Consider the following 16,197-nt stretch of genomic DNA (forward strand, 5'->3'; position numbering starts at 1 on the left):
TGGTGTCCGACGTCTTGCTCACTTCGCCTCCTCGATCACGCGCCATCCAAGTTGCCGGACCAGATGCCGGCGATAGGTCGCGCTGATGTGCGCGTCGTTCTGCGCGTTCAGTTTCCAGCTCAAATCGTTCAGTGCGCCGCGCAGGTCGTCGCCTGCGAGACGCGGCCAACTCTCCACCACGGGCCGGTCCGCGACGCCGCCGACCGCAATGCGGATCGCATCATCCGTGACGACCGCCGCGCACGCGACGATCGCGAAATCGCCGTGACGCGCGGAGAACTCCGTGAACCCGTATCGCTCGCCCGGCTTGCGCAGCGGAAAGCGCACGGCTTCCACCAGTTCGTCGGGCTCGCGCGCCGTCATCAACATGCCCTGAAAGAAGTCGTGCGCGGGCAACGTGCGGCGCTTCTTCTTCGAACGCAGCATCACGTCGCCGCCGAGCGCGGCGAGCACGAGCGGCAATTCCGCACTCGGATCCGCATGCGCGATGGAACCGCACACCGTCCCGCGATTGCGAATCTGAAAATGCGAGATATGCGGGAAGGCCATCGCGAGCAACGGCACTTCTGCGGCGAGCGTCGCGCGCCATTCGACGCTGCCTTGCGTCGCCGCCGCATTCACGACGAGATGCCCCGCTTTCTCGTCGACGCGCACCTCGCCCAGTTCGGCGGTGCGCGAGATGTCGACGAGCAGCTTCGGCTGCGCGAGCCGCATGTTCAGCACGGCCATCAGCGACTGGCCGCCCGCGAGCACGCGCGCGTCTTCGCCGTGCTGTGCAAGAGAGTCGAGCGCGTCTTGCGTGGTCATGGCGCGCAGATAATCGAACGATGCGGGCTTCATGCGCGCCTCCTGAGTCTTCCGAACAGCCGGGCGAGCCAGGAGCCGCTGGGCTGCACGGGCTTGCCCGCCGCCTGCCGTCCGAGCGATTCGAACAATTGCTTCAACACGACCTTCGCCGCGCCTTCGAGCATGCGGCCGCCGACCGCCGCGACCTTGCCCGACACCTGCGCTTCGTAGTCGTACGTGAGCCGTGTGCCGCCGTTGTGCGGCGTGAGTTCGACGAGACCGCTGCCGCGTGCGCTGCCGAGCGGCGAAATGCCCGCGCCCGCCAGCCGCAAGCGATGCGGCGCGTCGATCTCCGACAAGCCGATGCGTGCCTCGAAGCGCGCCTTGATCATGCCGACGCCCACCGTCACGTCCGCGCGATACTGGTTCGGCGCGGTCTCGTCGAGCGCATGACAGCCCGGAATGACCTTCGCGAGCGCCTTGGGATCGAGCAGCACGGCGAACACGGCTTCGGGCGGCGCGGGAAGATCGACCGTCCCCTGCGCGGTCAGCGCGCGTCCGCCCCCCGGCGTCGCGGGCTTCGCAGCGGGCGCTTCGCGATATTCCGGCCGCGACGGCTCGGGATCGTCGATACCGATCATCGCCATGACCTTCGGCGGCGTGAGCGGCAGGCGAATGTCTTCGACGCCCAGCGCGTCCGCCACCGCATTCGCGATGCACGGCGGCGTGCTCATGTTGTTGCCTTCGCCCAGTCCCTTTGCGCCGAGCGGCGTGAACGGCGACGGCGTCTCCAGATGCACGATGCGCGGATCGGGCACTTCGCAGGTCGTCGGCATCAGATAGTCGGCGAGCGTGCCCGACTGGAAGCTGCCGTCCGCGCCGTACCGAAACTCTTCCATCAGCGCCGCGCCGACGCCTTGCGCGAATGCGCCGCGAATCTGGCCATCGGCGAGCGCCGGATTGAGGATGGTCCCCGCGTCGTGAACGGTCACGTAACGGTCGATACGCACGCGCCCCGTCGCACGATCCACTTCGACGCCGCACATGTCGAATGCGAAACCGTATGCCGCCGACGTGTTGATGCGGTCCTGCTCGTCGGGCGCATCCATGTGTGGCGGCGACCAGAAGACCGTTTCGCGCAGGCCTGGCTCGTCGCCCTCGGGCAGTAGCGCGGGCGCCCAGTGCGGCGCATTGCTCGCGGCGCGTGCGAACGGCAGCGCGCGATCTTCGGCGTCCTGCGGAAAGATGCGCGAGCCTTCGAAGCGCACCTCATCCGGGGTGCAGCCGAACTGTTTCGCGAGGACGCGAGCGAGCTTGTCGCGCACGCGCGTGGCCGCGAGATGCACCGTGCCCGCCACCGCGCCGGCAAAGCGGCTCGAATAATTGCCCGCCGCGACGGACCACGCGTCCTTGTGCGTATCGAATTCCACGTTGACGACGATGTCCTTCGGGTCCAGCCCGAGCACATCGGCGACGACCTGCGCGCACACGGTCATGTGACCCTGCCCCGCCGGCGTCGATGCAATCGTCACGACCACGCCGCCCAGCAAGTCGACGCTGACCGTCGCGCTCGCGATCGCGCCGTTCTTGGGCCCGGCTTTCTTGCGCGCGGCGGCGGGCATCACGGTCGTGATGTAGCCCATGTTCGACACCGACGGCTCAACGATCGCCGCGAAGCCGATGCCATACAGCCGCCCTTCCTTGCGCGCGGCATCGCGGCGCGCGGCGAGTTCGCCGTAGCCGCCCTCGTCGATGGAGCGGCGCAGCGCTTCCTGATAGTTGCCCGAGTCGAGCAGCGCGCCCGCTGCCGCGCGATACGGAAACGCATCGGCGGGAACGAAGTTGCGGCGATACACATCGAGCACGTCGAGCTTCAGCTCGATCGCGATGCGCTGGATCAGCCGTTCGAGCGCGAAATACACCTGCGGCCCGCCGAAGCCGCGCACGAGGCCGGTCGGCGTCTTGTTCGTCAGCACCACGCGATTGCGTACGAGCAGATTCGGTATCGCGTATGCGCCGGTCAGGCAGCCGTGCATCCGGTAGAACGTCGCCGGCTCGGGCGCACGAACGTAAGCACCGACGTCTTCCAGCTGATCGTAGGACAGCGCGACGATGCGGCCATCGGCTTCGACGGCGGCTTCGATCGTGGATAAGCGCGCCGTCGCCGATGTCGCCGCGCTCAGGTGTTCGAGCCGGTCCTCGACCCACTTCACCGGCGCGCCCGCCTTGCGCGAGGCGAGGCACATCAGCACGACATAGGGAAACACCGCCTGCTTCACGCCGAAACTGCCGCCCGAGTCGCGCGGCGCCTTGTGCCGCAGGCGGTTCGCGGGCACGTTGAGCGCCATGGCCATCACCGCGTGCAGCGAGAACGGCCCAATGAAATTGGAGGTGACGTCGTAGCCTTCGTCGCCCGACAGGTATTCGGCGATCACCACGCCGCATTCGATCGGCGCACAGGTGTTGCGCGGATAGTGCGCGACCAGCTTCACGCGATGCGGCGCATTGCCGAACGCGGCTTCTGGCTCGCCGTAGCGGAAATGCCGGTCGCTGATCACGTTGATGCCGACGCGCTCGTGCAGCACGGCGGCGTCGTCGGCCAGCGATTGTTCGATGGCCGTCACCGGATCGAGCATCGCGTATTCGACCTTGATGAGATCGATCGCGTCCTCCGCGAGCGCACGTGATTCGGCCATCACGACCGCGACCGGCTCGCCCACATAGCGCACGCGGTCCATTGCGAGCGCCCATTGCTCCATCGGCGATTTCACGCCGACCACGAACGGGCGCGACCACGGACGCAAGTCGTCGCGCGTCAGCACCGCCCGCACGCCCGCGAGTTTCGCGGCGGCTTCGGTATCGATCGACACGATCTCCGCGTGCGCGTGCGGCGAGCGCAGAATCGCGGCGTGCAGCGTGCCCGGCTTGACGGCGATATCGTCGCCATAGCGGCCACGGCCCGTGAGAATCGCCGGGTCTTCGAGGCGCTCCATCGGGCGGCCGACGTGGCGCTCGGGCTTTGCGCCGTCGCTTGGCGCTACGCGCGCGTTCGTATCGGCAAATGCCGTTTCGCGCTGGTTCATGCGCTTGCTCCTTTACGTTCGCCACGGCTCGCGAATTCATCGCCGAGACCGCTCCAGCGGCGCGCGATCTCGCCGTGCTCGATGCCGAAAAGATCGAGCACGCGTCCTACCGTGTGATCGACGACATCGTCGATGGTCTGCGGATGCGCGTAGAACGCGGGCACGGGCGGCATCACGATCGCGCCCATTTCGGTGGCGAGCGTCATGTTGCGCAGATGCGCGAGATTCAGCGGCGTTTCACGCGCGACGAGCACGAGGCGGCGGCGCTCCTTGAGCATCACATCGGCGGCGCGCGTGAGCAGGTTGTCCGCAAAGCCGTTCGCGACACCGGCGAGGGTTTTCATCGAGCAAGGCGCGATCACCATGCCGTCGCTCAGGAACGATCCGCTCGCCACCGCCGCGCCGATATCGCGCACGTTATGCACGACGTCCGCGAGCGCGTCGATGTCGGCGCGAGCGAGGTCGAGCTCCTGCGCCGCCGTCACCGCGCCCGACGCCGACACGATCAGATGCGTCTCGTGCGTGCCAAGGCGGCGCAACGCGGCAAGCAGGCGCACGCCGATCACCGCGCCGCTCGCACCCGAGATGCCCACGACGATGCGTTTCTTGCGTTCAGCCATGATTGCGTGCGAGGTAGGCATCGAATGCGCTGTTGTCGGCGGCGACGAGCGCGTCCAGATCGACCGAGTCCTGTCCGGGAATGCGCACGCGCGTGAAGACGTGCTCCGGATATACGACAGGCCGCGTCGCGTCGAGGCCCATCTTGGTGCTGACGCCTTGCAGATGCGCGGGCGCGTCTGCCGGCTGCCCGATGGTCGTCGACGGATCGAGCGGCGAGCCTTGCGCACCCGCGATCACGACGAGATCGCGGTCTGCCTGGAAGCGCGTCGCGATGGCCCATTCGATTTCGGCGGGATCGTGCACGTCGACGTCGGGATCGACGACGACCACCTGCTTGATGTCGTAATGCGCGCCGAACGCGCAGAGAATCACGTTCTTCGCTTCGCCTTCGCGCTTCTTGTCGAACTGCACCCACAGGTGATAGCGGCACACGCCGCCTACGGACAGATGCACGTCCTTCACGTTCGGATGGCTGCGCTGAAGGTGCGAAAGGAGCGTCGCTTCACGCGGAATCGCACCGAGCAGCAGATGCTCCATCTCGGCCGGGACGATCGTATGGAAGATCGGGTCGCGCCGATGCGTGACCGCCGTCACGGCGATGACTTCGCGCGATTCCTTCGCGCTGTAATACTTCGGGAATTCACCGAACGGGCCTTCCGGCTCGCGAACGTTCGGCAAAATGCGCCCTTCGATAATGATCTCCGCGAACGCCGGCACATGCACGCCGTTCGTCACGCATTGCACGACCGGCAGCGGCGCGCCGTGCAGTGCGCCTGCAATTTCAAGCTCGTCGTGATCGATCGGCGTAATGGCTTGCGACGCGAGCATCGTGAGCGGATCGACGCCGATGGCAATGGCGACGTCGAGCGCATCGCCCGCTTCTTCGGCTGCGCGCTGAAACGCGTAGAGATGGCGCGGCAGCAGCAGGATCGCCATGCGATCGGGACCGTGCACCTGGATTCGATTGATCGATACGTTCTGCACGCCCGTGCGCGGATTGCGCGATCACGAGACCTGCCGTGATGTACGGGCCATTGTCGTGCTCGCTGTGCGTCGGGATCGGCAACAGCGCGTGCAGGTCGATGCCGCTTTCATGCACCACTTGCTGACAGGGCGCGTCTTCGCGTGCGACGAGTTTCGATGCCACTGGCGCAGCGGCCGCAGACGAGAAACGCGCGAGCACGCCGGATTCGTCGACGCCCATCGCCTCCGCGATCCACGCGCGCTTCGACATGAAACCGCTCACGACAGGCATCGCATGGCCGCCAGGCTGCATGAAGATCGCCGCTTGCTTGCCATCGAGGCATTTCGCGGTCGCAGCGAGTGCGTGTTCGAGTGCAACGGGTTTGTCGATGGTCGCGACGCGGCCGGTTTTCGCGAGATGCGCGAGCCAGTCGCGCAGCGATAATGAGCCGCTGTCGGCGTGATCCGGGGCCCACGAGAACGAGGGCATGCCGTTCGTTGCGGCATCGCGTAAATTCATTAGTGTCTCCATCCGTGCGCGCCTGCCGTAGCAAACGCATGAGATGAAGCGTAGCGAGATCGCCCCATAACTTCTAATACTGTTTATTGATGCTGCGAATCATCACCGCTTATATTGGTATTAGCCCGGATGACAGTGTCCTTACAGGTGCGTATCAATAGTCCGCGCAAACACGTCCCTGTTTGTGGGCGCGCACCCAACGGGCGTCCGGGGACGTCGACGAATGCCGCGTGATAAATCCAGCGAAAGCTATTAGCATCACTGATGCCGCAAGCGAGACATGGACCTTAAACAGATTCAGTACTTCATCGCGCTGTTCGAAGATGGCTCCGTGACGCGGGCGGCCAAGCGGCTCAATATCGTGCAGCCCGCATTGAGCATGCAGATCGCCAAGCTAGAGGACGAATTGCATCAGCAATTGTTCGAGCGCGGCGCGCACGGCATGGCGCCGACCGCGGCGGGACGGCTCATGTATCGCCTGTTCCTGCCGATCATGCGCGACCTCGCCCACGCGCGGCAGCAACTCGTGCAGCGCGAGGAAGTCGTGACGGGGCACGTGGGCATCGGACTGATCGCGTCGGTGACGGAGAGCGTGCTCGCGGATTCGCTGTCGCGCTTTCATGCGCGTTATCCGGATGTCGAAGTCACGGTCGCCGACGGCTACAGCGCGACGTTCATCGACTGGGTGGCGGGCGGTCAGCTCGATGCCGCGATCACCAACAAGCCGCGCGCCCGCCTTTCACTCGATGCGCGTCCGCTGCTCGATGAAGAGATGGTGCTCGCCACCAGCGCCGAGCACGGTCCCGACCTTCCCCACGCAATCGAATTCGCGAAGCTACCCGAACTGGAACTCGTCTTGCCGACCAAGCGCCACGGGCTGCGCGGTGTGCTAGACAGCGCCGCGCAGCATGAAGACGTGCTGCTCGCGCCGCGCTTCGAAATCGACGTGCTGTCGACCATTCTCAAGCTCGTCGAAAGCACGCGTTTTGCGACGATCCTTCCGCGCATCGTCGTCGAGCGTACGGCGCGGCACGGCACCTTGCGCGCCTGCCCGATTCTCGCGCCGCGCATCGTGCGGCACATTCTGTGTGTGAGCCACCCGCGCCGCCCGTTGAGCGCCGCGGCGGAAGCGCTCATCGGGATCATCGGGGATGAGTTGCATCTTGCATCAAATAGTTCGCTCACCGAAACATCTTCAACGCTGAATGAACGCTCCGCGTGAATGCGCGGCGCCGAGCTTATTCCATGTCGCCGGGATCGCGAGGGGCACGCGCCAGCTTTTCCTTGTCTGGGTCCAGGGCGGCGTGCCCGTCGTCTTCATTAAGCGGAGTGACTGCTGCTGCTTCAGCGGGTTCCGTCAGTGCCAGGAGGATGTCGGCATACCAGGCGCTGTTCAGGCCAAGGGACTCGTCGACCTGCAGATCGCGTCCGCCCATGTCGATCGTCGACGAATGGATACCGAGCAGCTTCCACGGCAAGGCGCGACTGCCATCCGGCGTATCGGCGGTCGAATCGCTCATGACAACCGGCGCGCCGCTCGTGCCGCGATGAGTCCGCGCATCGGTGATGAAGCAGCCTTTGCCCTGAAAGCGCAGGCCGAAGGCCGATGCAATGACGCCCTGCCGGACCACCGGCAGATGATGCAGGGAATCGTGAAACCCGAGCGGAAAGCCCACGATCAGCACGGAATGACCGACCGGCATGACATCGTCGGCATCAGGCAGATGCGCCGGGCCGAACGCTTGAAACACTGCCGTTGGCGGCAGCCGCTCCTTGAACACTTCCAGCACGGCAACGTCGATATCGCCCCCTCCATCCGCGCCTTCGCGCCAGAGGCTGGCGCCATTGGCATAAAGCGGGAGCGAAAACCACGTCGACGCACCGAGGTTGGCGCCATCGACATGGAGTTCGATCTCCAGCCGGTCGGGAAAATGTTCGCTCGGCGTGTCGTGAACCACGTGCCGGCTCGTCACGAGAAACAGCCGATCGTCGCGAGCGAAGAAAAAGCCGCTGGCGTTCGTCAGATGGCGCGCACCGGCGAATGTCCTCACTCGCACGGCCGCAAGCAAAAGTCCCTCGACGATGGGCCGGCTCGGCGCAGCGCTTCGTTTGTCATCCGGGCTATCCGCGAGCGTGCCGATGGATCGCAAAAGTGCCTCTCCTTGCGGCGTTGCACGATTAGCCGCCAGAAAGTCCGGGACCGATTGTTCGCTCGGCTGGCCACCGGATGCGAGGTTGGGCACGTGCCGGACTACCGGGGGAGCGTCGCCATCGATGTGCAGATACCATCTGTCGCCGTTCGGGCTCACGTAGAGTTCCATTGCGTCCATGTCCAGAAGTGGGGTTTTGATGCGCTGCGCGTTCGACGACTTGGCTATGGCGCGACTCTTCGTCCAATCTTCCGATAAGAGGATGTCGCTCGCTGCCGTCCGCGTCCTGCGAACAGGCAGGGTCATCGCCGATGAACGGGCCTTTACCAAGTGCGACGCGACATACGCCACGCCTAAGTCGCTGAAGAGCGGGAAGCTGCTAGTGCAATGTACGTATCGAAGCCGCGCAAGGGATAACGCGGTACGTAACGCGCTTTCAGTAAAGAATCACGCCCTTTCTGTCGAAAGGCGGAAGCAGTGACGGCCAACCGCGTTACTGCTTCGCGGTAGTTCCTTCCTGGATGTAAGTGTGAATCCATTGGGCCGCCCACGCTCGAGCGTAGGCAATGGCATCGCCTCGCTGATCGAATCCGGCCAGGTCCCCGCTCATCAGAACCTGAGGGTGTTCGCCATCCCTGCGAGGCGTCGTGATCTTTGCATGCGCCATGAATTCGCCGTCTGCCCTGCGCGGCGTCGGGTCGATGCCGAACGTATCGATGATCGGGGTCATTTAGAAGTGCCTCGGTAATGGGCGTCGTCGGCAACCGGCGATGCATCAAAGATGACGGGAGCATTCTTCAGGCCCGCCCTCGGCGAACCGCTGCTCTTTTTGAAGGAATCTTTCCTCAGACTGACTGCGACAGCGTCGGCATGGAACCGGCAGCCTGCGGCTCGCTAAACGCAGCAACGCCCTGCTCCGCCTTCAGACCTACTGCTGCCAGCGTCTTCATGAGAAGCGCAAGCCGGGCAAGTGCGGCACGAGGACGTCCGAGCCTCGCTAACAAACGCGTCCGGGCCAGCCCGTCTTTAAGCTGTTCACTGTCTTGCAACCATTGCTCGCTCAACTCAGCGTGCAAGAGTACTTCGGCTCTCAGGTATCTATCGGCCCATTCCGGCGACTCGCGTGTGCGCCGGTTCAACGACTCGATCAAAAACAGAACGTCTGTTGGCTTCACCCTCTCCCCCCACGTCTTTGTCCCGAGCCATTCCTCATCATGTAGCAGCAATTCCTGTGCTTGAACCACGCGGCTACTGGGCGTTCGCAACAACGCGCTGGCTCGTGCGACAGAAGCAGCCCACGGAAGAGACCCTGTCTCGCGGCGTCGCCGTTTATCGCGATGCGGCACGTCTGCCCGGCATCGACGCATCCCCGTGAAGTCAGCGTCCCATCGACACGGCTCTTGCAATTTCCCTGAGAAGCTGACTTTGCTCGTAAGGCTTGCGCAGTCTCGGAAGCGCGGCCTCCGGTCCTTCCGGAAGCTCGGCGTACCCGGTTGCGAGAATGACGGGCAGCGTCGGTCGGAGTGCGCGCGCCGCGCCGGCCAGTTCGACGCCCGTCATCCTCGGCATTGAATAGTCGGTCAGCAGGACGTCGACCGCGCGACCGCTGCGAAGAATCTCCAGCGCCGCGGCGCCGGAATTCACCTCGATAACGTCTTGTCCCAAATCTTGTAAGAGGTAAGCGGTGCTCGACGAGATGAGCGGGTCATCGTCGACCACCAGTATCGTTGCGCGCTCGAACAGCGTGTGAGGCGACGTATCGTCGAGCGACTCGCGCTTCACGTCGGCATCGCCCGCGTCGTGCTGATACGCCGGCAGCCATAGCGATGCACACGTGCCCGCTCCCGGCGTGCTTGCCAGGTGCAGCGCGCCATTCAACTGGCGCGCCAGGCCGTGAATCATCGACAGACCCAGCCCCGTGCCCTTGCCTACTTCCTTCGTCGTGAAGAACGGTTCCGTGGCTTTCGCGAGCGTCGCGGCGTCCATGCCCGTTCCCGTGTCGCTCACCAGGATGCGCACATAGTGGCCCGCGGGCAGTTCGGTATCGCCCGATGTATGGACATCGTCCACAGCGATGCTGATCTTGCCGCCATGAGGCATTGCATCGCGCGCGTTGACGACGAGGTTCAGGATGGCAAGCTCGACCTGATTCGCATCGACCATCGTGTAGGGAAGCTCATCGGCTGTATCGACCGTTAGTTCGATCGTCGAGCTTATCGAGCGTTCGAGCAGGTCGGCCATGCCATGCATCAGGGTCGTCAGTTGCACCGGCTCGACTCTCAAGACCTGCTGCCGCGCGAAGGTGAGCAGGCGTTGAGTGAGCGCCGCGCCGCGTTGAGCGCCTCGAAGCGCCCCTTCGACCAGGCGTCCGATCCGCTCCTCGGGCGCCACGTCTTTGCGTGCGAGCTCGAGGTTCGCCATGATCGCCATCAGCAGATTGTTGAAGTCGTGCGCGATGCCGCCCGTCAACTGGCCGATCATTTCGAGTTTCTGGACTTGTCGGAGAAGCTCCTCCGTGCGCTCGCGCTGCCGAATCTCGGCAAGGACCGTTTGATGCGCATGTTCGAGTTGCGCCGTGCGCTCCTTCACCTTCACTTCGAGTGACTCGTTCAAACGAAGCAACTCGTCCTCTGATGTTTTTCGCGCAGTAATGTCCGATGACACGCCGACAAGCTGACACACGCGATCCGAGTCGTCGCGAACGACGCGCGCCCGGATATCGACCCAATGCACGCTGCCGTTCGGCCAGACATTGCGATATTCGATAGCGAAGTCGGAGCCCGTATCCAGGCTGCGCTTCATGGCTGCCTGCATCCGCAACTGGTCTTCCGGATGCACGCTGGCAAGAAGCTCCGCGTAAGTGAAACTCTCGTGCTCGCCGCGTCCAAAAATCGCCTTGCACGTGGATGATGCCGTCAGCATCAGGCTCGCCAGGTCCAGATCCCACGAGCCGAGGTTGCCGGCGGTGAGCGCCGTAAGCAAACGTGCTTCGCCTTCGTGCAGTTCCCTGATTCGGGCGCGCGCCTCGAACTGCCGATGACGGCCGCGCACTGCTGTTCCAATTACGCTGACAAAGGTTGTCGGATGGAACGGCCGCTCGACGAACGCCACGTTGCCGAGCGCCTTCGTCAGCCGTGCCACCATCGGTCTGCGGTCGGCTCCCGCGCTGCGCTGCGTCAGGACGATGAACTGGAGGTCCGACCACGCCGGCTGCGACGAAACCCAATGCGTGAGCGCAGTGAGATCGGCGCCGTTCAATGCTTCATCGGCGGCGACCACGCAGCAGACATCGTCCCCTAACCTGGCGGCCACCTCCGGCACATCCGCGCAGGCCTCCGAGCTGATGCTGGTTGACTCGAGGAGCGCCTGGGCGATAGCAAAGTCGCGACCGGAAGGCGTCAGGATCAGCACGGGACAACGATCGAGTTCAGGCATTCGGTTCCGCGCTTTCGTTCGGTGTCAGCAGAGGTGCCGAATTGCCAACGAACGTGGGCACGCCCCGCAGCACGCCCTGGAAGTCCTTGAGCGGCGCGCCCAGCACGAGCCCGGTCGATCCGATGCGGAACTCGCGGATCGATTCCTCGTGCGCTCCGGTGCGCTTCTTGATGACCGAGACGGCGCGCCTGACTCGGCCGAGCGCCTCGAAATAGCGAAGCAGAATCACGGTGTCCGCAAGGTAAGTCACGTCGACCGGCGCCTTCATGTCGCCCACGAGGCCGTGCTGGGCTACGGTGAGGAAAGTGTTGGCGCCCTGACGGTTCAGGTACTGCAACAACTCATGGATGTGCAGGACGAGTGCGTTTTCCTCCGGCATCGCAGCCTGATAGCCGTTGAGACTATCGATGACGACGGTTTTCGAGCGCGCGGTATCCACGCTGGTGCGCACGCGATGCGCGAATTCGCCCGGCGACAGTTCGGCGGCATCGACTTGTTCGATATGGAGATTGCCCGAGCTTTGCATCGCCTCGAGATCGATGCCCATGACGCGGACCCGGTCGAACAGCAGCCCGAGTTCTTCATCGAACACGAAAAGCGCGGCTTTCTCACCGCGTCTGATGGCCGCCGCAACGAACTGTAAGGCGTAGAGGCTTTTCCCGGTGCCTGCCGGCCCAAGAATGAGCGTGCTCGACCCCTGCTCTATGCCGCCGCCGAGCAGCGCGTCGAGTTCCGGCACGTCGCTCGTCACCTGGGTGCGGGCAAAGCCGGTGCGATGTTCGCCGGCAACGAGCCGTGGAAACACGGCCACACCGCCGTGCTTGATGGCGAAGTCGTGATAGCCGCCGCGATACCGCTGTCCCCGGTACTTGAGCACGCGCAGGCGACGCCGCTCCGCGCCGTATTCGGGCGACAACTCCTCCAGCTTGATGACGCCGTGCGCCACGCTGTGAACCGTCATGTCGGTTGCCTCGGACGTCAGATCGTCCAGAAGCAACACCGTCGCATCGCGACTCGCGAAGAAGTGCTTGAACGCAAGAATCTGCCGGCGATAGCGCAGCGAACTTTGAGCGAGCAGACGAATTTCGGACAGGCTGTCGATCACCACGCGCTTCGGCTTGACGCGCTCGAATTCGGCCAGTATCAAACGCGTCGTTTCGCCGAGTTCGAGGTCTGAGGAGTAGAGAAGCGTCTGCTGCTGGTCAGCGTCGAGCAGACTTTCCGACGGACTGACTTCGAAAATCTTGATTGCATGCCCGAGATCCCAGCCGTGCGAGCGCGCGCCGTTTCGCAACTCGATCTCGGTCTCCGAGAGCGTGATGTAGAGACACGGCTCGCCTAACGCGGCGCCGGTCATCAGGAAACTCAGCGCGATAGTCGTCTTGCCCGTGCCCGGACTTCCTTCGAGCAGGAATACGTTCTTTCTCGTCAAGCCGCCCGCCAATACGTCGTCGAGTCCCGACACGCCTGTCTGGGCGTAGTGCGGCGTCACAGTCTTAGTGTCCATCGATTGCTCCGAGCTGCCTCATCGCCATGCGAGAAAGCCGGTATTTGGGAATGAGAGGCAGCACATCAGTCAACGATGTGCGGGCGTCGCCGAGATCGTGCGCGCATTGGAGTCGAAGCCAGAACATGGCTGGAATGCCGCACAGCGCCTCTAGCCGCATTGCCATCACCGGCGTAACGGCAGCGCTTTCGTCGAAGATTCGATGGAGCGTCTGTCGGGACACGCCCAGGTCTCTGGCCGCCTGACTCACGGATAGACCGAGTTGCGGCAGCACGAATTCGCTGAGCAATCGACCGGGATGGCACAGCTTGCCCGGCTCGAAAGCACGATGGACGGTGGACGTAACCATGACACTGTAACCTCCTGCGTGACACCCGAGCAGCATATCACGTCACCCCTGGTCGGGCGCGCCGACGCTGCCGGCGAAGGCTGCCGTGTTGGGCGCGCGCATCACGTCTTGCGTCGCGCGGGCGGCTTTAGGGAACGCAGCTTCGATCACGCCGGTTGGCGTCGGCTCCTGGCACCGCGCCGGCTCGCGCGAGCACACCCTGATATGATTGATGACGCTCCGTGAACTGCGCTGTACATTATTTCACTGCAGGCAGGGGCGCAAAGTTTCTGTCCGTATTACCTTTCACGGCGCTTTTCAGCCCGTCGCCTTGCTGGTCGCCTTCTCAACAGTCACACGGCGCCGCCGTCCCGATGAATATTCGAAAACGAAACAACGTTTCTATCAGCGGCCACGGGCCATTCATGGTCTTCGCGCACGGATTCGGATGCGACCAAACCATGTGGCGGAGAATGACTCCAGCATTCAGCGCGGGTTACACCACGCTCCTGTTCGACCTCGTCGGCAGCGGCAAGTCTGATCTGTCCGCCTACGATCGCAACAAGTATTCGTCGTTGCGCGGGCATGCCCGGGACGTGCTGGAGTTGATCGACGAACTCTGCGACGGTCCCGTCATCTTCGTCGGCCACTCGGTGAGCGCGATGATCGGCATGCTGGCCGCCATCGAGCGGCCCGAACGCTTCGCAGCCAATGTCATGGTTGGACCTTCGCCCTCCTTCATCAACGAAGCGGGCTACGTCGGAGGATTCAACCGGGAAGATATCGAAGAGCTTCTGGAGACGCTCGAGCAGAACTACCTGGGCTGGTCGAGCAGCATGGCGCCGGCCATCATGGGTGCGCCGGACCAGCCGGAACTGAGTGCCGAACTCGTCAACAGCTTCTGCAGGACAGACCCCGACATCGCCAGGCACTTTGCCCGCGTCACCTTCCTTGCCGATCATCGGAGCGATCTGCCCAAGGTCACGACGCCGACCCTGATCCTGCAATCGACCGACGACTTCCTCGCTCCGGTATGCGTAGGCGAGTACATGCATCGCATGATGCCCGGCAGCACGCTCAGCACCGTCGATAACATCGGGCACTGCCCTCACCTGAGTGCAGCGGGCGCGAGCATCGACGCGATCCAGCGGTTCCTGCATGGTCACGGTCTTCAGAGCGGGGCCTAGCTTGCTCTCGATCGACGACTCCTTCGAACACGCCGGATGCGGCCTGCTGAGCGCGCATATCGACGGCACCATCCTCCGTGTCAATTCGACACTGTGCCGTTGGCTCGGCTACGGCCAGCACGAGCTGGTGAATGTCCGCAAGGTGTCGGATATCCTGACTGTCGGTGCGAAGCTGTTTCAGCAAACGCACTGGGGACCGCTACTGGAGTTGCAAGGCTCTGTCGCCGAACTGAAGCTCGAGTTGCTGGGCCGCGAACGCAACCGCATTCCCATGTTGCTCAACGTGCGCCGTGTCCGAAGCAAGGACAGAGACTTCGACCACTATGCGTTCATGGTCCTGACCGACCGGCATAGATTCGAGCAAGAACTCGTCGAGGCGAGAGCGCGTGCCGAGCGCGCACTCGAGGCACAACGCCAGGTCAAGGACCAACTGAGACGAGCAGACCGGCAGAAAGACGAATTCCTGGCGACCCTGGCCCACGAGTTGAGGAATCCGCTTGCCCCGATGCGCAGCGTGATGGACCTGCTTAAAACGCCGAGCCTCGATGCCGGCCGCGTTCAATGGGGATACGGTGTTCTGGATCGCCAGCTGAATCAGCTATCGCATCTCGTTGACGATCTTCTCGACGTGTCGCGCATCAGTGCAGGAAAGATCGAATTGCGCCGCGCGCCAGTGAACGTCGCGGAGGCGATGCAAACGGCGCTCGAAGCGTCGCGGCCAAGAATAACCGCGGCATCGCATCACATCACCGTGGACGCTCCGCCCGAACCGCTCACCGTGGATGCCGATCCGACGAGGCTGTCGCAGATCATGCAGAACCTGTTGAACAACGCGGCGAAATATACGCCGCCCGGCGGAAACATCTGGTTTTCGGCGTTTCGGGAAGACGGCGAGGCCGTGATCGTCGTCCGCGATTCGGGGATCGGCATCGATGAAACCGATCTGCCGTCCCTCTTCGGCCTGTTCACGCAACTGTCCGGCGGCAAACAATACGCCGAGGGCGGGCTCGGAGTTGGACTGGCGCTCGTCAAGATGCTCACGGACCTTCATGGCGGAACTGCTTCGGCACGGAGTCCCGGCATCGGCCAGGGAAGCGAATTCATCGTGCGATTGCCTTTGTCGACGCTCCCGCAGTCGCACAGCCAGCGTCCGCCGGCGTCCTCACACAAGAACAGGCCGCGTCGAATCCTGCTGGTTGACGACAACCGTGATGCGGGCGAGAGCCTTTCCATGCTTCTCGAACTGGATGGTCATACCGTCTTGCGTGCAGACGATGCGAAGTCCGCTTTGCTGATCGCGCGAGAGAACGAGCTCGACGTGGCGCTGCTCGACATTGGTTTGCCCGACATGTCCGGGTACGAGCTTGCAGCGCGCATCCGGGAAAGCGCTCAGGGCTCTGACCTCCTGTTCGTTGCGATAACGGGCTGGGGTCAGAAAGAGGACCTTGCGAAGGCGAAGGCCGCCGGCTTCGATCTTCATTTCACGAAACCTGTTCATCTCGACAGGCTGCTCGCCGCGATTGCCACGCGGCTTTAGCGTTCGTTGCGCACGGCGCTCATACTTCCGCGATGCATAGCGCGCAACACCAGTTCGTTCAGGAACTAACTAATTCCGAC

At 63.6% G+C, this 16,197-nt stretch carries 12 protein-coding genes and 1 pseudogene; 3 read left to right on the forward strand and 10 right to left on the reverse strand.

The annotated features are described in order from the left end of the window. Positions 1-18 precede the first annotated feature (18 nt). From AB6804_RS04990 to AB6804_RS05005, 4 genes and pseudogenes are all read right to left on the reverse strand, one after another. On the reverse strand, positions 19-840 hold the full coding sequence (locus AB6804_RS04990; protein WP_370885493.1) for a xanthine dehydrogenase family protein subunit M: 822 nt from the start codon (positions 838-840) through the stop codon (positions 19-21). Next, a complete protein-coding gene (locus tag AB6804_RS04995; RefSeq protein WP_370885494.1) occupies positions 837-3,869 on the reverse strand; it encodes a molybdopterin cofactor-binding domain-containing protein in 3,033 nt (1,010 codons plus the stop codon). The genes AB6804_RS04990 and AB6804_RS04995 overlap by 4 nt, the downstream gene beginning before the upstream one ends. After that, positions 3,866-4,489 carry a UbiX family flavin prenyltransferase gene (locus AB6804_RS05000; protein ID WP_370885495.1) on the reverse strand — a complete coding sequence of 208 codons (624 nt, stop codon included), beginning with the start codon at positions 4,487-4,489 and terminating at the stop codon, positions 3,866-3,868. Before AB6804_RS05000 ends, AB6804_RS04995 begins: the two co-directional genes overlap by 4 nt. Then, positions 4,482-5,985 (reverse strand): annotated as a pseudogene (locus AB6804_RS05005) (UbiD family decarboxylase). Before AB6804_RS05005 ends, AB6804_RS05000 begins: the two are co-directional and overlap by 8 nt. Before the next feature lie 268 nt (positions 5,986-6,253). Between AB6804_RS05005 and AB6804_RS05010 the strand changes: the two are divergent. Next, positions 6,254-7,195 carry a LysR family transcriptional regulator gene (locus tag AB6804_RS05010; RefSeq protein ID WP_370885496.1) on the forward strand — a complete coding sequence of 314 codons (942 nt, stop codon included), beginning with the start codon at positions 6,254-6,256 and terminating at the stop codon, positions 7,193-7,195. Positions 7,196-7,211: 16 nt separating this feature from the next. Here the strand turns inward: AB6804_RS05010 and AB6804_RS05015 are convergent, their stop codons facing one another. The 6 genes from AB6804_RS05015 to AB6804_RS05040 form a co-directional block, all read right to left on the reverse strand. Continuing rightward, the gene (locus AB6804_RS05015; RefSeq protein ID WP_370885497.1) at positions 7,212-8,429 is read right to left on the reverse strand and encodes a serine protease; all 1,218 of its coding nucleotides are present in this window, start codon (positions 8,427-8,429) and stop codon (positions 7,212-7,214) included. A gap of 187 nt (positions 8,430-8,616) precedes the next feature. Then, on the reverse strand, positions 8,617-8,853 hold the full coding sequence (locus AB6804_RS05020) for a hypothetical protein (protein ID WP_370885498.1): 237 nt from the start codon (positions 8,851-8,853) through the stop codon (positions 8,617-8,619). A gap of 115 nt (positions 8,854-8,968) precedes the next feature. Then, positions 8,969-9,367 (reverse strand): hypothetical protein, encoded by a 399-nt coding sequence (locus AB6804_RS05025; protein WP_370885499.1) that lies wholly within the window; start codon positions 9,365-9,367, stop codon positions 8,969-8,971. A 133-nt stretch (positions 9,368-9,500) separates the two neighbouring features. Further along, positions 9,501-11,558: an ATP-binding protein gene (locus tag AB6804_RS05030; RefSeq protein ID WP_370885500.1), complete on the reverse strand. Its 2,058-nt coding sequence runs from the start codon at positions 11,556-11,558 to the stop codon at positions 9,501-9,503. Further along, positions 11,551-13,065: an ATPase domain-containing protein gene (locus tag AB6804_RS05035; protein WP_370885501.1), complete on the reverse strand. Its 1,515-nt coding sequence runs from the start codon at positions 13,063-13,065 to the stop codon at positions 11,551-11,553. Before AB6804_RS05035 ends, AB6804_RS05030 begins: the two co-directional genes overlap by 8 nt. After that, positions 13,055-13,414 (reverse strand): HigA family addiction module antitoxin, encoded by a 360-nt coding sequence (locus AB6804_RS05040; RefSeq protein WP_370885502.1) that lies wholly within the window; start codon positions 13,412-13,414, stop codon positions 13,055-13,057. The genes AB6804_RS05035 and AB6804_RS05040 overlap by 11 nt, the downstream gene beginning before the upstream one ends. Before the next feature lie 353 nt (positions 13,415-13,767). On the opposite strand from AB6804_RS05040, the gene AB6804_RS05045 reads away from it, so the two are divergent. Together AB6804_RS05045 and AB6804_RS05050 are read left to right on the forward strand one after the other, a co-directional pair. Continuing rightward, positions 13,768-14,580, forward strand: a complete 813-nt coding sequence (locus AB6804_RS05045) for an alpha/beta fold hydrolase (protein ID WP_370885503.1) — start codon at positions 13,768-13,770, stop codon at positions 14,578-14,580. A gap of 1 nt (position 14,581) precedes the next feature. Next, positions 14,582-16,117, forward strand: coding sequence for an ATP-binding protein (locus AB6804_RS05050; protein ID WP_370885504.1), 1,536 nt, complete (start codon positions 14,582-14,584; stop codon positions 16,115-16,117). The last annotated feature ends 80 nt before the right edge of the window (positions 16,118-16,197 follow it).

This window comes from Caballeronia sp. RCC_10 (assembly GCF_041360715.1).
GTDB classification, from domain to species: domain Bacteria; phylum Pseudomonadota; class Gammaproteobacteria; order Burkholderiales; family Burkholderiaceae; genus Caballeronia; species Caballeronia grimmiae.